At 75.7% G+C, this 15650-nt stretch carries 15 protein-coding genes; 12 read left to right on the plus strand and 3 right to left on the minus strand.

Translation table 11 applies throughout. From position 1 onward, the window contains the following. Positions 1 to 32 precede the first annotated feature (32 nt). Positions 33 to 845 carry a helix-turn-helix transcriptional regulator gene (locus KVT14_RS15520; RefSeq protein ID WP_217616479.1) on the plus strand — a complete coding sequence of 271 codons (813 nt, stop codon included), beginning with the start codon at positions 33 to 35 and terminating at the stop codon, positions 843 to 845. 107 nt (positions 846 to 952) lie between these two features. Here the strand turns inward: KVT14_RS15520 and KVT14_RS15525 are convergent, their stop codons facing one another. From KVT14_RS15525 to KVT14_RS15535, 3 genes are all read right to left on the minus strand, one after another. Continuing rightward, positions 953 to 1345 carry a VOC family protein gene (locus KVT14_RS15525; RefSeq protein WP_217616480.1) on the minus strand — a complete coding sequence of 131 codons (393 nt, stop codon included), beginning with the start codon at positions 1343 to 1345 and terminating at the stop codon, positions 953 to 955. An 82-nt stretch (positions 1346 to 1427) separates the two neighbouring features. Then, a complete protein-coding gene (locus tag KVT14_RS15530) occupies positions 1428 to 2159 on the minus strand; it encodes a DsbA family oxidoreductase (RefSeq protein ID WP_217616481.1) in 732 nt (243 codons plus the stop codon). After that, the gene (locus KVT14_RS15535; protein WP_217616482.1) at positions 2156 to 3139 is read right to left on the minus strand and encodes a quinone oxidoreductase; all 984 of its coding nucleotides are present in this window, start codon (positions 3137 to 3139) and stop codon (positions 2156 to 2158) included. The genes KVT14_RS15530 and KVT14_RS15535 overlap by 4 nt, the downstream gene beginning before the upstream one ends. A gap of 232 nt (positions 3140 to 3371) precedes the next feature. Between KVT14_RS15535 and argC the strand changes: the two genes are divergently transcribed. The 11 genes from argC (at position 3372) to tyrS (ending at position 14879) form a co-directional block, all read left to right on the plus strand. After that, a complete protein-coding gene (argC, locus tag KVT14_RS15540) occupies positions 3372 to 4442 on the plus strand; it encodes an N-acetyl-gamma-glutamyl-phosphate reductase (protein WP_254631042.1) in 1071 nt (356 codons plus the stop codon). Further along, positions 4439 to 5623, plus strand: a complete 1185-nt coding sequence (argJ, locus tag KVT14_RS15545) for a bifunctional glutamate N-acetyltransferase/amino-acid acetyltransferase ArgJ (protein WP_308161111.1) — start codon at positions 4439 to 4441, stop codon at positions 5621 to 5623. The genes argC and argJ overlap by 4 nt, the downstream gene beginning before the upstream one ends. Further along, complete coding sequence (gene argB / locus KVT14_RS15550) at positions 5620 to 6624, plus strand: acetylglutamate kinase (protein ID WP_217616484.1); 1005 nt, start codon at positions 5620 to 5622, stop codon at positions 6622 to 6624. Before argJ ends, argB begins: the two co-directional genes overlap by 4 nt. Continuing rightward, on the plus strand, positions 6625 to 7911 hold the full coding sequence (locus KVT14_RS15555; protein ID WP_308161112.1) for an acetylornithine transaminase: 1287 nt from the start codon (positions 6625 to 6627) through the stop codon (positions 7909 to 7911). Further along, positions 7908 to 8840: an ornithine carbamoyltransferase gene (argF, locus tag KVT14_RS15560; protein ID WP_217616485.1), complete on the plus strand. Its 933-nt coding sequence runs from the start codon at positions 7908 to 7910 to the stop codon at positions 8838 to 8840. Before KVT14_RS15555 ends, argF begins: the two co-directional genes overlap by 4 nt. Continuing rightward, a complete protein-coding gene (locus KVT14_RS15565) occupies positions 8837 to 9388 on the plus strand; it encodes an arginine repressor (protein ID WP_147793749.1) in 552 nt (183 codons plus the stop codon). The genes argF and KVT14_RS15565 overlap by 4 nt, the downstream gene beginning before the upstream one ends. A gap of 56 nt (positions 9389 to 9444) precedes the next feature. Beyond that, on the plus strand, positions 9445 to 10686 hold the full coding sequence (locus KVT14_RS15570) for an argininosuccinate synthase (RefSeq protein ID WP_147793748.1): 1242 nt from the start codon (positions 9445 to 9447) through the stop codon (positions 10684 to 10686). Next, positions 10679 to 12094, plus strand: coding sequence for an argininosuccinate lyase (argH, locus tag KVT14_RS15575; RefSeq protein ID WP_217616486.1), 1416 nt, complete (start codon positions 10679 to 10681; stop codon positions 12092 to 12094). The genes KVT14_RS15570 and argH overlap by 8 nt, the downstream gene beginning before the upstream one ends. Positions 12095 to 12155: 61 nt before the next feature. After that, positions 12156 to 12758 carry a uridine kinase gene (locus KVT14_RS15580; protein WP_308161113.1) on the plus strand — a complete coding sequence of 201 codons (603 nt, stop codon included), beginning with the start codon at positions 12156 to 12158 and terminating at the stop codon, positions 12756 to 12758. A gap of 95 nt (positions 12759 to 12853) precedes the next feature. Next, on the plus strand, positions 12854 to 13561 hold the full coding sequence (locus KVT14_RS15585) for a DNA-3-methyladenine glycosylase (protein ID WP_254631047.1): 708 nt from the start codon (positions 12854 to 12856) through the stop codon (positions 13559 to 13561). A gap of 52 nt (positions 13562 to 13613) precedes the next feature. Further along, positions 13614 to 14879, plus strand: coding sequence for a tyrosine--tRNA ligase (tyrS, locus tag KVT14_RS15590; protein WP_217616488.1), 1266 nt, complete (start codon positions 13614 to 13616; stop codon positions 14877 to 14879). The last annotated feature ends 771 nt before the right edge of the window (positions 14880 to 15650 follow it).

Consider the following 15650-nt stretch of genomic DNA (forward strand, 5'->3'; position numbering starts at 1 on the left):
CGGGGGCCCGTCGTCGTCCCCGCGTCGCCTCCGTGTCGTCGTCCGGTGGGATGCTGCCGGACGTGTACACCGAGCGACCGTCGACCCGCGTCCCGGGTGCCGTGCTGTGGTCGGTGACCGCGCGCGAGCCCGGCCGTGGCGCACCCGTGGCGGCGTCGGCGCGGCCCGCCGCGCGGTCCGGGACCGGGGACCTCGCCCCGGAGGCGGGCCAGGACGTGCTCCCCGACGGCTGCATGGACCTCGTCTGGTCCGGCGGGCGGCTGCTGGTCGCCGGTCCGGACACCCGGGCGCACGCGTCCGACCCGCTGCCCGCGGGTGCGGCGGCGCTCGGGATCCGGCTGCCGCCCGGCGCGGCACCCGTCCTGCTCGGGGTCCCGGCGGACGCCCTGCGCGACGCGCGCCCGGAGCTCGCGGACGTGTGGGGCACCCGGGCGGCACGACCGTGGGCGGACGGGGTGGCGGAGGGCGGGTCCGCGGCCCTCGAGCACCGGGTGGCCGCGCTGCTGGCGGAGCGGGGTGGCCGGCCGCGGGAGACCACGGTGGTCGCCGGGCTGGCCGCCCGCGCCACGCCCGCCGCCGACATCGCCGACCGGCTCGGCGTCACCCCGCGCACCCTGCACCGCCGCTCGCTCGCGGCGTTCGGCTACGGGCCGCGGACGCTCGGACGCGTGCTGCGGCTGCAGCGGGTGCTGCCGCTGCTCGACGCGGGACTCGCGCTCGCGGACGTCGCGCAGCGGGCGGGCTACGCGGACCAGCCGCACCTGTCCCGCGAGGTGCGCGCGCTGACGGGCCGGTCGCCGGCGGCGCTCGCGGCCGGGCGCGCCGGGGCCGCGGCGTCCGCCTGACCTACGGCTTCCTGCCCCGCCCTCGCCGATCGGCGTGGGCCGCACCGGAGACCGTAGGCCGCGCGCCCGGGCCGGGCCGGGCGCCCGGCTGGCCCGGCGCGCCCGGGTCAGGCCGCGTCGGCGAACAGGTCGACCGCCGTGCCGTCCGGGTCGTGCAGCACCGCGTACCGCTGGCCCCAGACCGCGTCCCACGGCGCGAGGTGCCCGGTGAACCCGGCGTCGACCATGCGCGCGTACGTGGCGTCCACCTCGGCGGCGTCCGCGCACCGGAAGGCCAGCGCGGCGCGGTGACCACCCGACGGCGGCGCCCAGCCCGGGTCGAACGACCGGACCACGTCCACGGTGTCCCAAGCCAGCCGCAGGCCGCCGGGCAGCGTGACCTCCACGTGCGGCTCGGCGTCGGCCGACGCCGGCAGGTCGAGCCCGAGGGCGCGGTAGAAGGCGAGGGTGCGCGGCAGGTCGCTCGCGACCAGCCCGATCATGTCCAGCTGCGGTGTCATGCGACGACCGTAGGCGTCGCGGCGGGCGCGGGTCGTGGACGTTTCGGACACCCGGTCCGGCCCGCGACCCGCCCCCCGAGGCTCAGCAGCCGTCCGGCCCGCACGCCTCCGCGCCGGCCGCGCCCGCGATCGTCGGGATCGCCAGCGGCGGGTTCGCGTCGGCCCACGCCTGGGACAGCAGCTGCGCGAACACCTCGACCGGCTGCGCGCCGGACAGCCCGAGCCGGCGGTCGGCGACGAAGAACGGCACGCCCTGGATGCCCAGCGCGGCGGCCTCGGCCTCGTCGGCGCGCACGGCGCCCGCCCCGGCGTCCGTCGCCAGCGCGGTGCGCACGGCGTCGCCGTCCAGCCCGGACTCGACCGCGATCTCCACCAGCACGTCGAGGTCGTCCACGACCCGCCCGTGCTCGAAGTGCGCGCTCATCAGCCGCTCGACGACCTCGGCCGCGGCCGCGTCGCCGCCCAGCGAGGCGGCGACGTGCACCAGCCGGTGCGCGTCGAAGGTGTTGGCGGGCACCACGGTGTCGAAGTCGTACGCCAGGCCGACCGACGCGGCGACGGCGGTCACCTGGTCGAACATCTGCCGCACCTGGTCGACCGGCATGCCCTTGCGCTCGGACAGCATCTGGGCCTCGGTCAGCCCGGGGTGCGCCGTCGACGGCTCGGCGTCCGGCTGCAGCTCGAACGACCGCCACGTCACGCGGACGTGGTCGCGGTGCTCGAAGCCGGCGAGCGCGGCGGCGAACCGGCGCTTGCCGATGTAGCACCAGGGGCAGGCGATGTCGGACCAGATCTCGACGTGCAGGTCTCTCATGCGGTCAGGAGCACCTTTCCGGTGGTGGCCCGGCCCTCGAGCGCGCGGTGCGCCTCGGCGGCCTCGGCCAGGGGGTAGGTCGCGCCGACCCGGACGTCGAGGGTGCCGGCGGCGACGGCCGCGAACAGCTCGTCGGCCCGCCGGGTGAGCTCGTCCCGGGTGGCGGTGTAGTGGCCCAGGGTGGGCCGGGTGAGGAACAGGGACCCGGCGGCGTTGAGCCGCTGCGGGTCGAACGGCGGCACCGGGCCGGAGGACGCGCCGAACAGCGCGAGCCCGCCCCGCGGCCTGAGGGACGCGAGCGAGGCGTCGAACGTCGATGCGCCGACGCCGTCGAAGACCGTGTGCACGCCGCGGCCGCCGGTCAGGTCGCGCACCAGCGCGGGCAGCTCGGTCGTCAGGTCGTCGAGCTCGGAGTACCGGATGACCTCGGACGCGCCGGCGGCGCGGGACAGCGCCTCCTTCTCCGCGGTGCCGACCGTGGTGATGACCCGCGCACCGCGCGCGGCGGCGAGCTGGGTCAGCAGCAGCCCGACGCCGCCCGCCCCGGCGTGCACCAGCACGTCCTGGCCCTCGAGGACGGGGAAGGTCGACGTGACGAGGTAGTGCGCGGTGAGGCCCTGCAGGGGGAGGGCCGCGGCCACCTCGTCCGTGACGCCGTCCGGCACCCGCAGCGCGACGGCCTCCGGCACGACGACGAGCTCCGCGTAGGACGACGGCGCCGACGCCCACGCCACCAGGTCGCCGACGGCGAAGTCCCGCACCTCGCGACCCACGGCCTCGACGACGCCCGCGCCCTCGGACCCGGGCACGTGCGGGAACGGCATCGCGTAGACGCCGCTGCGCCGGTACGTGTCGATGAAGTTCACGCCCGCGGCGCTGAGCCGCACCAGGAGGTCGCGCGGCCCCGGCAGCGGGTCGGGGATCTCGTCGGGCTCGAGGACGTCGGGTCCACCCGGCTCGGTGGCGAGGATCGCGTGCATACGAGCAGCAACGACGCGTCCCGCCCCGGCATTCCGGCCGTGTCAGGGTCCGGGCCGGCGCGATGGCCGCGCGCCCGCGGCCCGGTCCCCGCCCGATTCTCGCGTGACCACCCGTTCCATCGGGTGGCGGCGCGAGAATCGGGTGGGGACGAGGGGCTGGTCCACCCGCACCGGCCCCCCGCGCCACGCCGCGGACGCCCCGATGAATCACTGTGCACTCGGGTGTATGGTCATGCACATGTCCTTCTCCGTCGCCGTCGCGGGCGCCTCCGGGTACGCCGGCGGCGAGACCCTGCGGCTCCTGCTCGGCCATCCCGAGGCCGAGATCGGCGCGCTCACCGCCCACTCCAACGCCGGCACCCGGCTCGGCGCGCACCAGCCGCACCTCCGCGCCCTCGCGGACCGCGTGCTGACCCCGACCTCGGTCGACGAGCTCGCCGGCCACGACGTCGTGGTGCTGGCCCTGCCGCACGGCGCCTCCGGCGAGATCGCCGCGGCGCTCGCGGACCGGGGCGACGGCGCGCTGGTCGTGGACCTCGGCGCGGACCACCGGCTGACCGACCCCGACGCCTGGCGCCGGTTCTACGGGACCGAGCACGCGGGCACCTGGCCCTACGGCATGCCGGAGCTGCTGCACGCGGGGGAGACCGCGGCCACGGCCCAGCGCGCGGCGCTCGCGGAGGCCCGGCGGATCGCCGTCCCCGGCTGCAACGTCACCGCCGTGACCCTGGCCCTCCAGCCGGGCGTCGCCGCGGGCGTCGTCGACCCGGCCGACGTGGTCGCGGTCCTGGCCGTCGGGTACTCCGGGGCCGGGAAGTCGCTCAAGACCCACCTGCTGGCGTCCGAGGCGCTCGGCTCCGCGCAGCCGTACGCGGTCGGCGGCACGCACCGGCACATCCCGGAGATCCAGCAGAACCTCGGCGTCGCCGGGGCCGCGGCGGTCGGGCTCTCGTTCACGCCGGTGCTGGTGCCGATGTCCCGCGGCATCCTCGCCACGGTCACCGCCCCGCTCGCGCCCGGCGTGGACGCCGCCGCCGTGCGCGCCGCCTGGGAGACCGCCTACGCCGCCGAGCCGTTCGTCGAGCTGCTGCCCGCGGGGGAGTGGCCGACCACCGGCGTCACCACCGGCGCGAACACCGCGCTCGTCCAGGTGACGGTCGACGAGGCGGCGGGCAAGGTCGTCGCGCTGTGCGCGCTGGACAACCTGGTCAAGGGCACCGCGGGCGCCGCGGTGCAGTCGCTGAACCTCGCGCTCGGCCTGCCCGAGCGCACCGGCCTCACCACCGAGGGAGTCGCCCCGTGACCGCCGCCATCGAGACCGCGGGCGTGACCGCGCCGGCCGGCTTCCGCGCCGCCGGGGTCACCGCCGGCCTCAAGCCCTCCGGGAAGCCGGACGTCGCCCTGGTCGTCAACGACGGCCCGCTGCAGGTCGCCGCGGGCGTGTTCACCTCCAACCGCGTCGTCGCCGCGCCGGTCGTCTGGTCCCGGCAGGCGGTGGCCGACGGCGTCGCCACCGCGGTCGTGCTGAACTCCGGCGGCGCCAACGCGTGCACCGGCCCCGAGGGCTTCCTCGACACGCACCGCACCGCCGAGCACGTCGCGGAGGTGCTCGGCACGTCCGCCGGGGACGTCCTGGTCTGCTCGACGGGCCTGATCGGCGAGCGGCTGCCGATGGACCTGCTGCTCCCCGGCACCGACACCGCCGCCGCGGCCCTCAGCGCCGAAGGCGGCCCCGACGCCGCCACCGCCATCATGACCACCGACACCGTGAGCAAGACCGCCGCGGTCGCCGGCGACGGCTGGACGGTCGGCGGCATGGCCAAGGGCGCGGGCATGCTCGCGCCGGGCCTCGCGACGATGCTGGTCGTGCTCACCACCGACGCGGTCGTCACCGCCGAGCAGGCCGACGCCGCGCTGCGCGCCGCCACCCGGACCACGTTCGACCGGGTCGACTCCGACGGGTGCATGTCGACCAACGACACCGTGCTGCTGCTCGCGTCCGGCGCGAGCGGCGTGACGCCCGACCCCGAGGCGTTCGTCGCCGCCGTGGCCGCGGCGTCCGCCGACCTGGCGCGCCAGCTGGTGGCCGACGCCGAGGGCGCCTCGCACGACATCGCGGTCACCGTGACCGGCGCGACCTCCGAGGAGGCGGCCGTCGCCGTCGCCCGCGCGGTCACCCGGTCGAACCTGTTCAAGGCCGCCGTGTTCGGCAACGACCCGAACTGGGGCCGCGTGCTCGCGGCGGTCGGCACGGTGCCGGAGGACGTCGCCGCCTACGACGCCGCGCTGCTCGACGTGTCGATCAACGGCGTGCAGGTGTGCCGCGCCGGCGGGGTCGGCGAGCCGCGCGACCTGGTCGACCTGGCCGCCGCCCGCGAGGTCCGCGTCGACGTCGACCTGCACGCCGGCGACGCCACCGCGACCATCTGGACCAACGACCTCACGCACGACTACGTCCACGAGAACAGCGCGTACTCCACATGAGCCTCGACGCCCCGCCCCCGCACGACGACGCGTTCGACACGCGGACCGACCTGCGCCCCGACCAGAAGGCCGAGGTGCTGATCCAGGCGCTGCCCTGGCTGCAGCGGTTCGCCGGCGCGCTCGTCGTCGTCAAGTACGGCGGCAACGCGATGGTCGACGAGGACCTCAAGCGCGCGTTCGCCGAGGACATGGTGTTCCTGCGCCAGGTCGGGCTGCGTCCCGTCGTGGTGCACGGCGGCGGCCCGCAGATCAACGCGATGCTCGACCGGCTCGGCATCGAGTCCGAGTTCCGCGGCGGCCTGCGCGTCACCACGCCCGAGGCGATGGACGTCGTCCGCATGGTGCTCACCGGGCAGGTGTCCCGCGAGCTGGTCGGCCTCCTGAACGCGCACGGCCCGTACGCGGTCGGCCTGTCCGGCGAGGACGGCGGCCTGCTGCAGGCCCGCCGGCGCACCGCCACGGTCGACGGGCAGCAGGTCGACGTGGGCCAGGTCGGCGACGTCGTGGAGGTGAACCCGGGCGCCGTGCACGACCTGCTCGACGCCGGGCGGATCCCCGTCGTCTCGACGGTCGCGCCCGACATCGACGACCCGACGCAGGTGCTCAACGTCAACGCGGACACCGCGGCGGCGGCGCTGGCGGTGGCGCTCGGCGCGCGCAAGCTCATCGTGCTCACCGACGTCGAGGGCCTGTACACGTCCTGGCCCGACCGGTCCTCGCTCGCGCGGCGGATCCGGGCGGGCGCGCTCGCCGACCTGCTGCCGTCGCTCGACTCCGGCATGCGCCCGAAGATGGAGGCCTGCTGGCGGGCGGTCACGGGCGGCGTCGGGCGCGCGCACGTCATCGACGGCCGCCAGGCGCACTCGATCCTGGTCGAGGTCTTCACGTCCGACGGCATCGGCACGATGGTCCTGCCCGACGACGAGCCCAGCCCCTCGCCCTTCACGTCCCCGATCCCGCGGGTCGCACCCGCCGCCCCCCACGTCCCCGAGGTGAGCTGAGTGACCGAGCAGCACCTGCAGCCGCAGGACCCCGCCGCGCTGGCCGGGGCCGACTCCGTGGCCCACTGGACCGAGCGCTACGGCCACGCGCTCATGGACACCTTCGGCGCGCCGCAGCGCGTGCTCGTCCGCGGCGAGGGCCCGTACGTGTGGGACGCCGACGGCTTCCGCTACCTGGACCTGCTCGGCGGCATCGCGGTGAACTCGCTCGGCCACGCGCACCCGACGCTGACCGCGGCGATCTCCGCGCAGCTCGGCACGCTGGGCCACATCTCGAACTTCTTCGCGAGCCCGACCCAGATCGCGCTGGCCGAGCGGCTGCTCGCCGTCGCCGACGCGCCCGAGGGCTCCCGGGTGTTCCTCACGAACTCCGGCACCGAGGCCAACGAGGCCGCGTTCAAGATGGCGCGCCGGAACAGCGAGGGCCCCGGCGGCGTGCGCCGGACCCGCGTGCTCGCGCTCGAGGGCGCGTTCCACGGCCGGTCGATGGGCGCGCTGGCGCTCACCTCCAAGGCCGCCTACCGCGAGCCGTTCGAGCCGCTGCCCGGCGGGGTCGAGTTCCTGCCGTTCGGCGACACCGCGGCGCTGGAGGCCGCGTTCGCCGACGGTGGCGGTGACACGGTCGCCGCGGTGTTCCTCGAGCCGATCCAGGGCGAGGCCGGCGTGCTGCCGCTGCCGGCCGGGTACCTGGCCCGCGCCCGTGAGCTCACCGAGGCGCACGGCGCGCTGCTGATCCTGGACGAGGTGCAGACCGGCATGGGCCGCACCGGCACCTGGCTCGCGCACCAGCACCCGCACCTCGGCGGCGGCACCCGTCCGGACGTCGTCACGCTGGCCAAGGGCCTCGGCGGCGGCTTCCCGGTCGGCGCGGTCGTCGCGTACGGCGAGCGGGCGGCGACGCTGCTCGGCCGCGGCCAGCACGGCACGACGTTCGGCGGCAACCCGGTCGCCTCGGCGGCGGCGCTGGCGACCATCGGCGTGATCGAGCGCGACGGGCTGCTGGCGCACGTGGCGGACCTGGGCGCCTGGTGGCGGTCGGAGATCGCTGCTCTCGGCCACCCGCTGGTCGCGGAGGTGCGGGGCGAGGGCCTGCTCATCGCGGTGCAGCTCACCGCGCCGGTGGCGGCCGAGGTCGCCTCCCGCGCGCTGGGCGAGGGGTTCATCGTCAACCCGTGCACGCCGCAGACCATCCGGCTCGCGCCGCCGTACGTGCTCACCCGCGAGCAGGCGGCGACGTTCACCGCGTTCCTCACGGCGCTCCCGCACGACCTGGGGGGCGCGGCGTGAGGCACTTCCTGCGCGACGACGACCTGTCGCCCGCCGAGCAGGCCGAGGTCCTGGAGCTCGGGCTGGCGCTCCGGGCGGACCGGTTCGACCGCCGCCCGCTCGACGGCCCGCGCGCCGTCGCGATCATCTTCGACAAGCCGACGCTGCGCACCCAGGTGTCGTTCACCACGGGCGTCGCCGAGCTCGGCGGCTACCCGCTGCTGGTCGACGGCAACCTCGCGCGGATCGGCGTCCGGGAGTCGATCGCCGACACCGCCCGGGTGCTCGGCCCGCAGGTCGCGGCGGTCGTCTGGCGCACCCACGCGCAGACCCGGATCGAGGAGATGGCCGCGTACGCGGGCGTCCCGGTCGTGAACGCGCTGACCGACGACTTCCACCCGTGCCAGATCCTCGCGGACCTGCTGACGATCGCCCAGCACCGGGGCGGCGTCGCGGCGCTGCGCGGGCGCACGCTCGCCTACGCCGGCGACGGGTCGAACAACATGGCGCAGTCGTACCTGCTGGGCGGCGCGACCGCGGGGATGCACGTGCGGATCGCGACCCCGGCCGCGTACCTGCCGGCGGCCGAGGTGGTGTCGGCGGCGGCCGCGATCGCCGCGGGGACGGGCGGCTCCGTCGAGGTGACCGACGACCTCGCCGCGGCCGTCACCGGCGCGGACGCCGTCGCCACGGACACGTGGGTGTCGATGGGCCAGGAGGCCGAGGCCGCCGAGCGCGAGCGGCCGTTCGTGCCGTACCGGCTCGACGCCGCGGCGCTCGCCCTCGCGGCCCCGGACGCGCTCGTCCTGCACTGCCTCCCCGCGTACCGGGGCAAGGAGATCACCGCCGAGGTGCTCGACGGCCCGCAGTCGGTGGTCTGGGACGAGGCGGAGAACCGGCTGCACGCGCAGAAGGCGCTGCTGGCCTGGCTGCTGGAGCGTGCCGCGTGACGGCGTCCGCCCGGGCCGACGAGCCCGCGGCCACCACCGGCCGGGTGCCGTCGACCAAGGCCGCGCGGCACGCGCTGATCCGCGACGTGCTGTCCCGGCAGTCGGTGCACTCGCAGTCCGAGCTCGCCGACCTGCTGGCGCACCAGGGCGTCACCGTCACCCAGGCCACGCTGTCCCGGGATCTCGTCGAGCTGCGCGCGGTGAAGATTCGCACGCCCACGGGGTCGCTCGCGTACGCCGTCCCGGGGGAGGGCGGCGACCGGTCGCCGGCCCCCGTGGTCGACGCCGAGGCCCTGGCCGCCCGGCTCGCCCGGCTGTGCTCCGAGCTGCTCGTCACCGCCGAGGCGTCCGGCAGCCTCGTCGTCCTGCGGACCCCGCCCGGGGCCGCCCAGTTCCTCGCCTCCGCGATCGACCACTCGGTGCTCCCGGGCGTGCTCGGCACCATCGCGGGGGACGACACCGTCCTCGTCATCGCCCGCGAGGGCGCCGACGGTCCCGAGGGCACCGCGCTGGCCGCGCGGTTCCTCGAGCTGGCGACGACCGGCTGACGCGCCGGTCCGCCCCCTCCCGCTCCGCACCACTCACGACACCGAAAGAGAAGAACATGACTGAGCGCGTCGTCCTCGCCTACTCGGGCGGCCTGGACACCTCCGTGGGCATCGGCTGGATCGCCGAGGCGACCGGCGCCGAGGTGATCGCCGTGGCGGTCGACGTCGGCCAGGGCGGCGAGGACCTCGAGGTCATCCGCCAGCGCGCCCTCGACTGCGGTGCCGTCGAGGCGTACGTCGCCGACGCCCGCGACGAGTTCGCCGCCGAGTACTGCATGCCCGCGCTGCGCGCGAACGGCATGTACCTCGACCGGTACCCGCTCGTCTCCGCGCTGTCCCGCCCGGTCATCGTCAAGCACCTGGTGCGCGCGGCCCGCCAGTTCGGCGCCACCACCGTCGCGCACGGCTGCACCGGCAAGGGCAACGACCAGGTCCGGTTCGAGGTCGGCATCACCTCGCTGGCCCCCGACCTCAAGTGCCTCGCGCCGGTGCGCGACCTGGCGCTGACCCGCGACAAGGCGATCGAGTTCGCCGAGCGGAAGAAGCTGCCGATCGCGACCACCAAGCACAACCCGTTCTCGATCGACCAGAACGTGTGGGGCCGCGCCGTCGAGACCGGCTTCCTCGAGGACATCTGGAACGAGCCGACGAAGGACGTCTACACCTACACGGACGACCCGACGTTCCCGCCGGTCGCCGACGAGGTCGTCATCACGTTCGCCCAGGGCGTGCCGGTGGCGCTCGACGGTGTGCCGGTCACCCCGCTGCAGGCCATCCAGGAGATGAACCGCCGCGCGGGCGCCCAGGGCGTCGGCCGGATCGACATCGTCGAGGACCGCCTCGTGGGCATCAAGTCGCGCGAGGTCTACGAGGCGCCCGGCGCCATCGCGCTGATCGCCGCGCACCAGGAGCTCGAGAACGTCACCGTCGAGCGCGAGCAGGCCCGGTTCAAGCGGCAGGTCGAGCAGCGCTGGACCGAGCTGGTCTACGACGGCCAGTGGTTCTCCCCGCTGAAGAAGTCGCTCGACACCTTCATCGACGACACCCAGCGCTACGTCTCCGGCGAGGTGCGCATGGTGCTGCACGGCGGCCGCGCGACGGTCACCGGCCGCCGCTCCGAGACCTCGCTGTACGACTTCAACCTGGCGACCTACGACTCGGGCGACACGTTCGACCAGTCGGCGGCGCGCGGGTTCATCGAGATCTACGGCCTGTCGTCCAAGCTCGCCGCCGCGCGCGACGTGAAGTTCGGCAACGCGGAGGACCTCGGCACGCAGGGCGGGATCGACGGTGCCTGAGCAGGCCGGCGCGCTCTGGGGCGGCCGGTTCGCCGGCGGCCCCGCCGACGCCCTGGCCGCCCTGTCGAAGAGCACGCACTTCGACTGGCGGCTGGCGCCGCAGGACATCGCGGGGTCGCAGGCCCACGCGCGGGTGCTGCACGCCGCGGGGCTGCTGGACGACGCGGGGCTCGCGGGCATGCTCGACGCCCTGGAGCGGCTGCGCGCCGACGTCGCGTCGGGGGCGTTCGTCGCCGCCGAGTCCGACGAGGACGTGCACGGCGCCCTGGAGCGCGGGCTGATCGAGCGCGCCGGGGCCGATCTCGGCGGGCGGCTGCGCGCCGGGCGGTCGCGGAACGACCAGATCGCGACGCTGGTGCGGATGTACCTGCGGGACGCGGCGCGCGACATCGTCGGGCTGACCCTCGACGTCGTCGACGCGCTGGTCGCCCAGGCCGAGGCCGCGGGCGACGCGATCATGCCGGGGCGCACGCACCTGCAGCACGCGCAGCCCGTCCTGCTCGCGCACCACCTGCTGGCGCACGCGTGGCCGCTGCTGCGCGACGTCGAGCGGTACGCCGACTGGGACCGCCGCGCCGCCGTGTCCCCGTACGGCTCGGGCGCGCTGGCCGGGTCCTCGCTGGGCCTGGACCCGGCGGCCGTGGCGGCGGACCTCGGCTTCGACGGGCCGGTGGAGAACTCGATCGACGGCACCGCCTCCCGCGACGTCGTCGCCGAGTTCGCCTGGGTGTCCGCGATGCTCGGCGTCGACCTGTCCCGGCTGGCCGAGGAGATCATCCTGTGGTCGACCGTCGAGTTCGGCTTCGTCCGGCTGGACGACGCCTACTCGACCGGGTCGAGCATCATGCCGCAGAAGAAGAACCCCGACGTCGCCGAGCTCGCGCGCGGCAAGGCCGGGCGGCTGGTCGGCGACCTCACGGGGCTGCTGACCACGCTCAAGGGCCTGCCGCTCGCGTACAACCGCGACCTGCAGGAGGACAAGGAGCCGGTGTTCGACCAGGTCGACACCCTCACCGTCCTGCTGCCGGCCTTCGCGGGCATGGTCGCGACGCTGCGGTTCGACACGGCGCGGATGGCGTCGCTCGCGCCGCAGGGCTTCTCGCTCGCGACCGACATCGCCGAGTGGCTCGTCCGCGAGGGGGTGCCGTTCCGGGTGGCGCACGAGGTCGCGGGCGCGTGCGTCCGGGCCTGCGAGCAGCACGAGCCGGCGGTGGAGCTGTGGGAGCTGACGGACGACGAGCTCGCCGCGATCCACCCGGCGCTCACCCCCGAGGTGCGGTCGGTGCTGAGCGTCGAGGGGTCGGTCGCGTCGCGCTCGGCGCACGGCGGGACGGCGCCGGTGCGGGTGGCGGAGCAGCTGGACCGGGCCCGCGCGCGAGCCGCCGAGCTGCGGGCGTCGGTGGCGTGAGGCGGCGCGGCGGTCGCTCCCGGCGGCGCGGCGGCGCCGCGGGGTCTGGCACGATCGCCGCGTGGACCTGACGCGCGAGCAGCAGGGGCACGAGGACGCCGCGGGCGTGCTCGTGCCCCTGCTGCTGTCGCGGCCACCGCGGCTGGGCCCCGTGCGGGCGGTCGCCGTCGACGGGCCCGCCGGCTCCGGGAAGACCACGCTGGCCGGGGGGATCGCGCGCCGGTGCACCGAGGCCGGGGTGCGCGCGCACGTGGTGCACATGGACGACGTGTACGCCGGCTGGTCCGGGCTCGAGGGCGACCTCTGGCCGCGGCTCGCCGCCCAGGTGCTCGAGCCGCTGCGCCGCGGGCTGCCCGGGCGGTTCCAGCGGTACGACTGGCACGCCGGGCGCTTCGACGGCTGGGTCGACGTGCCGGTGCCCGACGTGCTCGTGCTGGAGGGCTGCGGCTCGGGCCGGCTCGCGGGCGCGGCCGACCTGTCCCTGCTGGTGTGGGTCGAGGCCGACGACGCGACCCGGCTGGCGCGCGGGCTGGAGCGCGACGGGGCGGACGCGCTGCCGCACTGGCGGACGTGGATGCGGGACGAGGCGGCGCACTACGCCCGCGAGGGCACGCGTGGACGCGCCGACGTGCGGGTCGACGCATGGGGCAGGATGGCCCGGTGAGCCAGGCGGTCGAGGGGAGCGGGGCGGGCGACGCGCGCGCCGTCCCGCCCGCGGCGACGGCCGGCGACCCCGGCGCGCCCGTGCCCGCCGCGTCGCTGCCGGGTCCCGGGCCCGAGCTGCCGGGCGGCGTCCCCGGCGTCGTGCCCGCGCGGACCTGGTTCGGGCGCCCGGTGCTCGCCGTCGCGCCGGACCTGCTCGGCGCCCACGTCACCGTCCGGTCCGACGAGGGCGACGTGACGCTGCGGATCACCGAGGTCGAGGCGTACGCGGGGGAGGCCGACCCCGGTTCGCACGCCTTCCGCGGCCGCACCGCGCGCAACGCCGTGATGTTCGGCGAGCCCGGCCGGCTGTACGTCTACCGGCACCTCGGCCTGCACCACTGCGTCAACGTCGTGACCGGCCCCGCCGGCGCCGCCTCGGCGGTGCTGCTGCGCGCGGGCGAGGTCGTCGACGGCGTGGAGCTCGCCCGGGAGCGGCGGCTGCGCTCCGGCGTCGTCGACTCGGACCGGCAGATCGCGCGGGGGCCGGCGCGGCTCGCGGTGGCGCTCGGCCTGGACCTGTCCGACTACGGGGCCGACCTCACGGAGCCCGGGGGACGCATCGTGGTGCACCGGGACCCCGACGCGGTCGTCGGCGCGCACGCGACGGGGCCGCGGGTCGGTGTGTCGGGGCCGGGCGGCGACGCCGCCCGGTACCCCTGGCGGTTCTGGCTCGCCGGCGAGCCCACGGTGTCCGCGTTCCGGCCCGCGTATCGCCGGCCGGCGTCGGGAAGCAGCCCGCAGCGCGGGACGACGCCGGCATGACCTCTTCCGCCGACGGTGCGGCCCCGCGGCCGCGCGATGCAAGGAGCACGACGTGACCCACCTCCTGGACGAGCTCGCCTGGCGCGGCCTCGTCGCCCAGACCACCGACCTCGACGCCCTGCGCGAGGCGTTCGACGCCGGACCCGTGACCTTCTACGCGGGGTTCGACCCGACCGCGCCCTCGCTGCACCACGGGCACCTCGTGCAGCTGGTGCTCATGCGGCACCTGCAGCTCGCCGGCCACCACCCGCTCGCCCTCGTCGGCGGGGCCACCGGCCTCATCGGCGACCCGCGGATGTCCGGGGAGCGGGTGCTCAACACCAAGGACACCGTCGCCGAGTGGGTGCAGCGCCTGCAGACCCAGATCAGCCGGTTCCTCGACTTCGACGGGGACAACCCCGCGCGCATGGTGAACAACCTCGACTGGACGGGCGAGCTCACCGCGATCGACTTCCTGCGCGAGGTCGGCAAGCACTACCGCCTCGGCACGATGCTCGCCAAGGACACCGTCGCCCGGCGGCTCGCGTCCGACGAGGGCATCTCGTTCACCGAGTTCAGCTACCAGATCCTGCAGGGCATGGACTACCTGGAGCTGCACCGCCGGCACGGGTGCACGCTGCAGACCGGTGGCAACGACCAGTGGGGCAACCTGCTGTCCGGCGTCGAGCTGATCCGCAAGTCCGAGCACGCCTCGGTGCACGCGCTCACCACGCCGCTCATCACCAAGGCGGACGGCACCAAGTTCGGCAAGTCCGAGGGCGGCGCCATCTGGCTCGACCCCGAGATGATGAGCCCGTACGCCTTCTACCAGTTCTGGCTCAACCAGGACGACGCCGAGGTGATCGGCTACCTCAAGGTGTTCACCTTCCGGACCCGCGAGCAGATCGCGGAGCTCGAGGAGGCCGTGGCCGCGAGGCCGGCGGCGCGCGAGGCGCAGCGGGCGCTCGCCTACGACGTCACGTCCCTGGTGCACGGGGTGGACGCGACCGAGAAGGTGATCGCGGCGAGCCGGGCGCTGTTCGGCGGCGGGGACCTGGGCGAGCTCGACGCGGCGACGCTGTCCGCCGCGGTGGCGGAGCTGCCGTCGGCGGACGTCGCGGTCGGCGACCCGCTCGTCGACGTGCTCGCCGCGACCGGGCTGGTCGCCAGCAAGGGCGCGGCCCGGCGGGCGATCGCCGAGGGCGGGGCGAACGTGAACAACCGGAAGGTCACCGACGAGGCCGCGGTCGTCGAGGCCGGCGACCTGCTGCACGGGGAGTACCTGGTGCTGCGGCGCGGGAAGCGGACGCTGGCGGTGGCGCGGGTGGCCGGCGCCTGATCGGCGTGCGCGGTGCCGGGCACCGCGCGCACGCAGGTCGGCGGATGCCGACGACGGGAGGGGCGGTCCGCGGGTGCGGGGCGCCCCTCCCTGCACGTGCGGTGCGGCCGTGCGGGCGAGGTCGCCCTGCGCCGAGGCGGTCCGGGAGCGCGTCGACGTACCCCGGGGTTGCGCGCTCCGGGGCCGTGGGTCAGGGTGGGACGAGCGCGAGGGTGCTGGGACCGAGGTCCCGGTGCTCCCGACGGGGGTCACCCTGGCCGCCGCGGGGCGAAAGCCCAGGTGGGAAGGGGTGCGGGGAGCGCCCGCGCCGCCGGTTTGACGACGGTCGGACGGCGTGCGTAAGGTATCTCCTCGTCGCCCGGCAGGGAGGAACGGACACCGAGGGTCACCTCGATGGCTGGTCCCGCGGACGACGAACCCCCGGTACGACCTCCAGGCGCTTAGGCGCCTCATCGGTCGCGCCGGACCGGGACTCCTGGCTCTGCTCCGCGAAATGCCGCGGACAAAGCGGGTCGGAAAGCCTGGTAGGGTTTCGGAACGTCGGAAACGCCCGGTAAACGGGCGGTGAAGACGGGAAAGAAGCTCTGGTAGAGTTCAGGAACGCGAAGAAACGCCGGAAGGCGCGGAAAGCGGGCCAGGAACTCTGGTAGATTGGAACCGAGCCTCCGGCCGGACGCCCTGATGAGGGTGGACGGGGGGATGCGCGTCTGTTCTTTGAGAACTCAACAGTGTGCCTAGTAGTTGATGCCAAGATGGTTCATCGGCTCGGGT

Origin of the sequence: Cellulomonas sp. GbtcB1, assembly GCF_019091725.1 — a bacterium.
Taxonomy (GTDB): Bacteria; Actinomycetota; Actinomycetes; order Actinomycetales; family Cellulomonadaceae; genus Cellulomonas.

Bases quoted from the DNA above. Each gene is read 5' to 3' on its own strand.
- argB (WP_217616484.1), top strand. From the start codon at position 5,620: ATGAGCCTCGACGCCCCGCCCCCGCACGACGACGCGTTCGACACGCGG.
- argC (WP_254631042.1), top strand. From the start codon at position 3,372: ATGCACATGTCCTTCTCCGTCGCCGTCGCGGGCGCCTCCGGGTACGCC.
- KVT14_RS15525 (WP_217616480.1), bottom strand. From the start codon at position 1,345: ATGACACCGCAGCTGGACATGATCGGGCTGGTCGCGAGCGACCTGCCG.
- KVT14_RS15530 (WP_217616481.1), bottom strand. From the start codon at position 2,159: ATGAGAGACCTGCACGTCGAGATCTGGTCCGACATCGCCTGCCCCTGG.
- KVT14_RS15570 (WP_147793748.1), top strand. From the start codon at position 9,445: ATGACTGAGCGCGTCGTCCTCGCCTACTCGGGCGGCCTGGACACCTCC.
- KVT14_RS15535 (WP_217616482.1), bottom strand. From the start codon at position 3,139: ATGCACGCGATCCTCGCCACCGAGCCGGGTGGACCCGACGTCCTCGAG.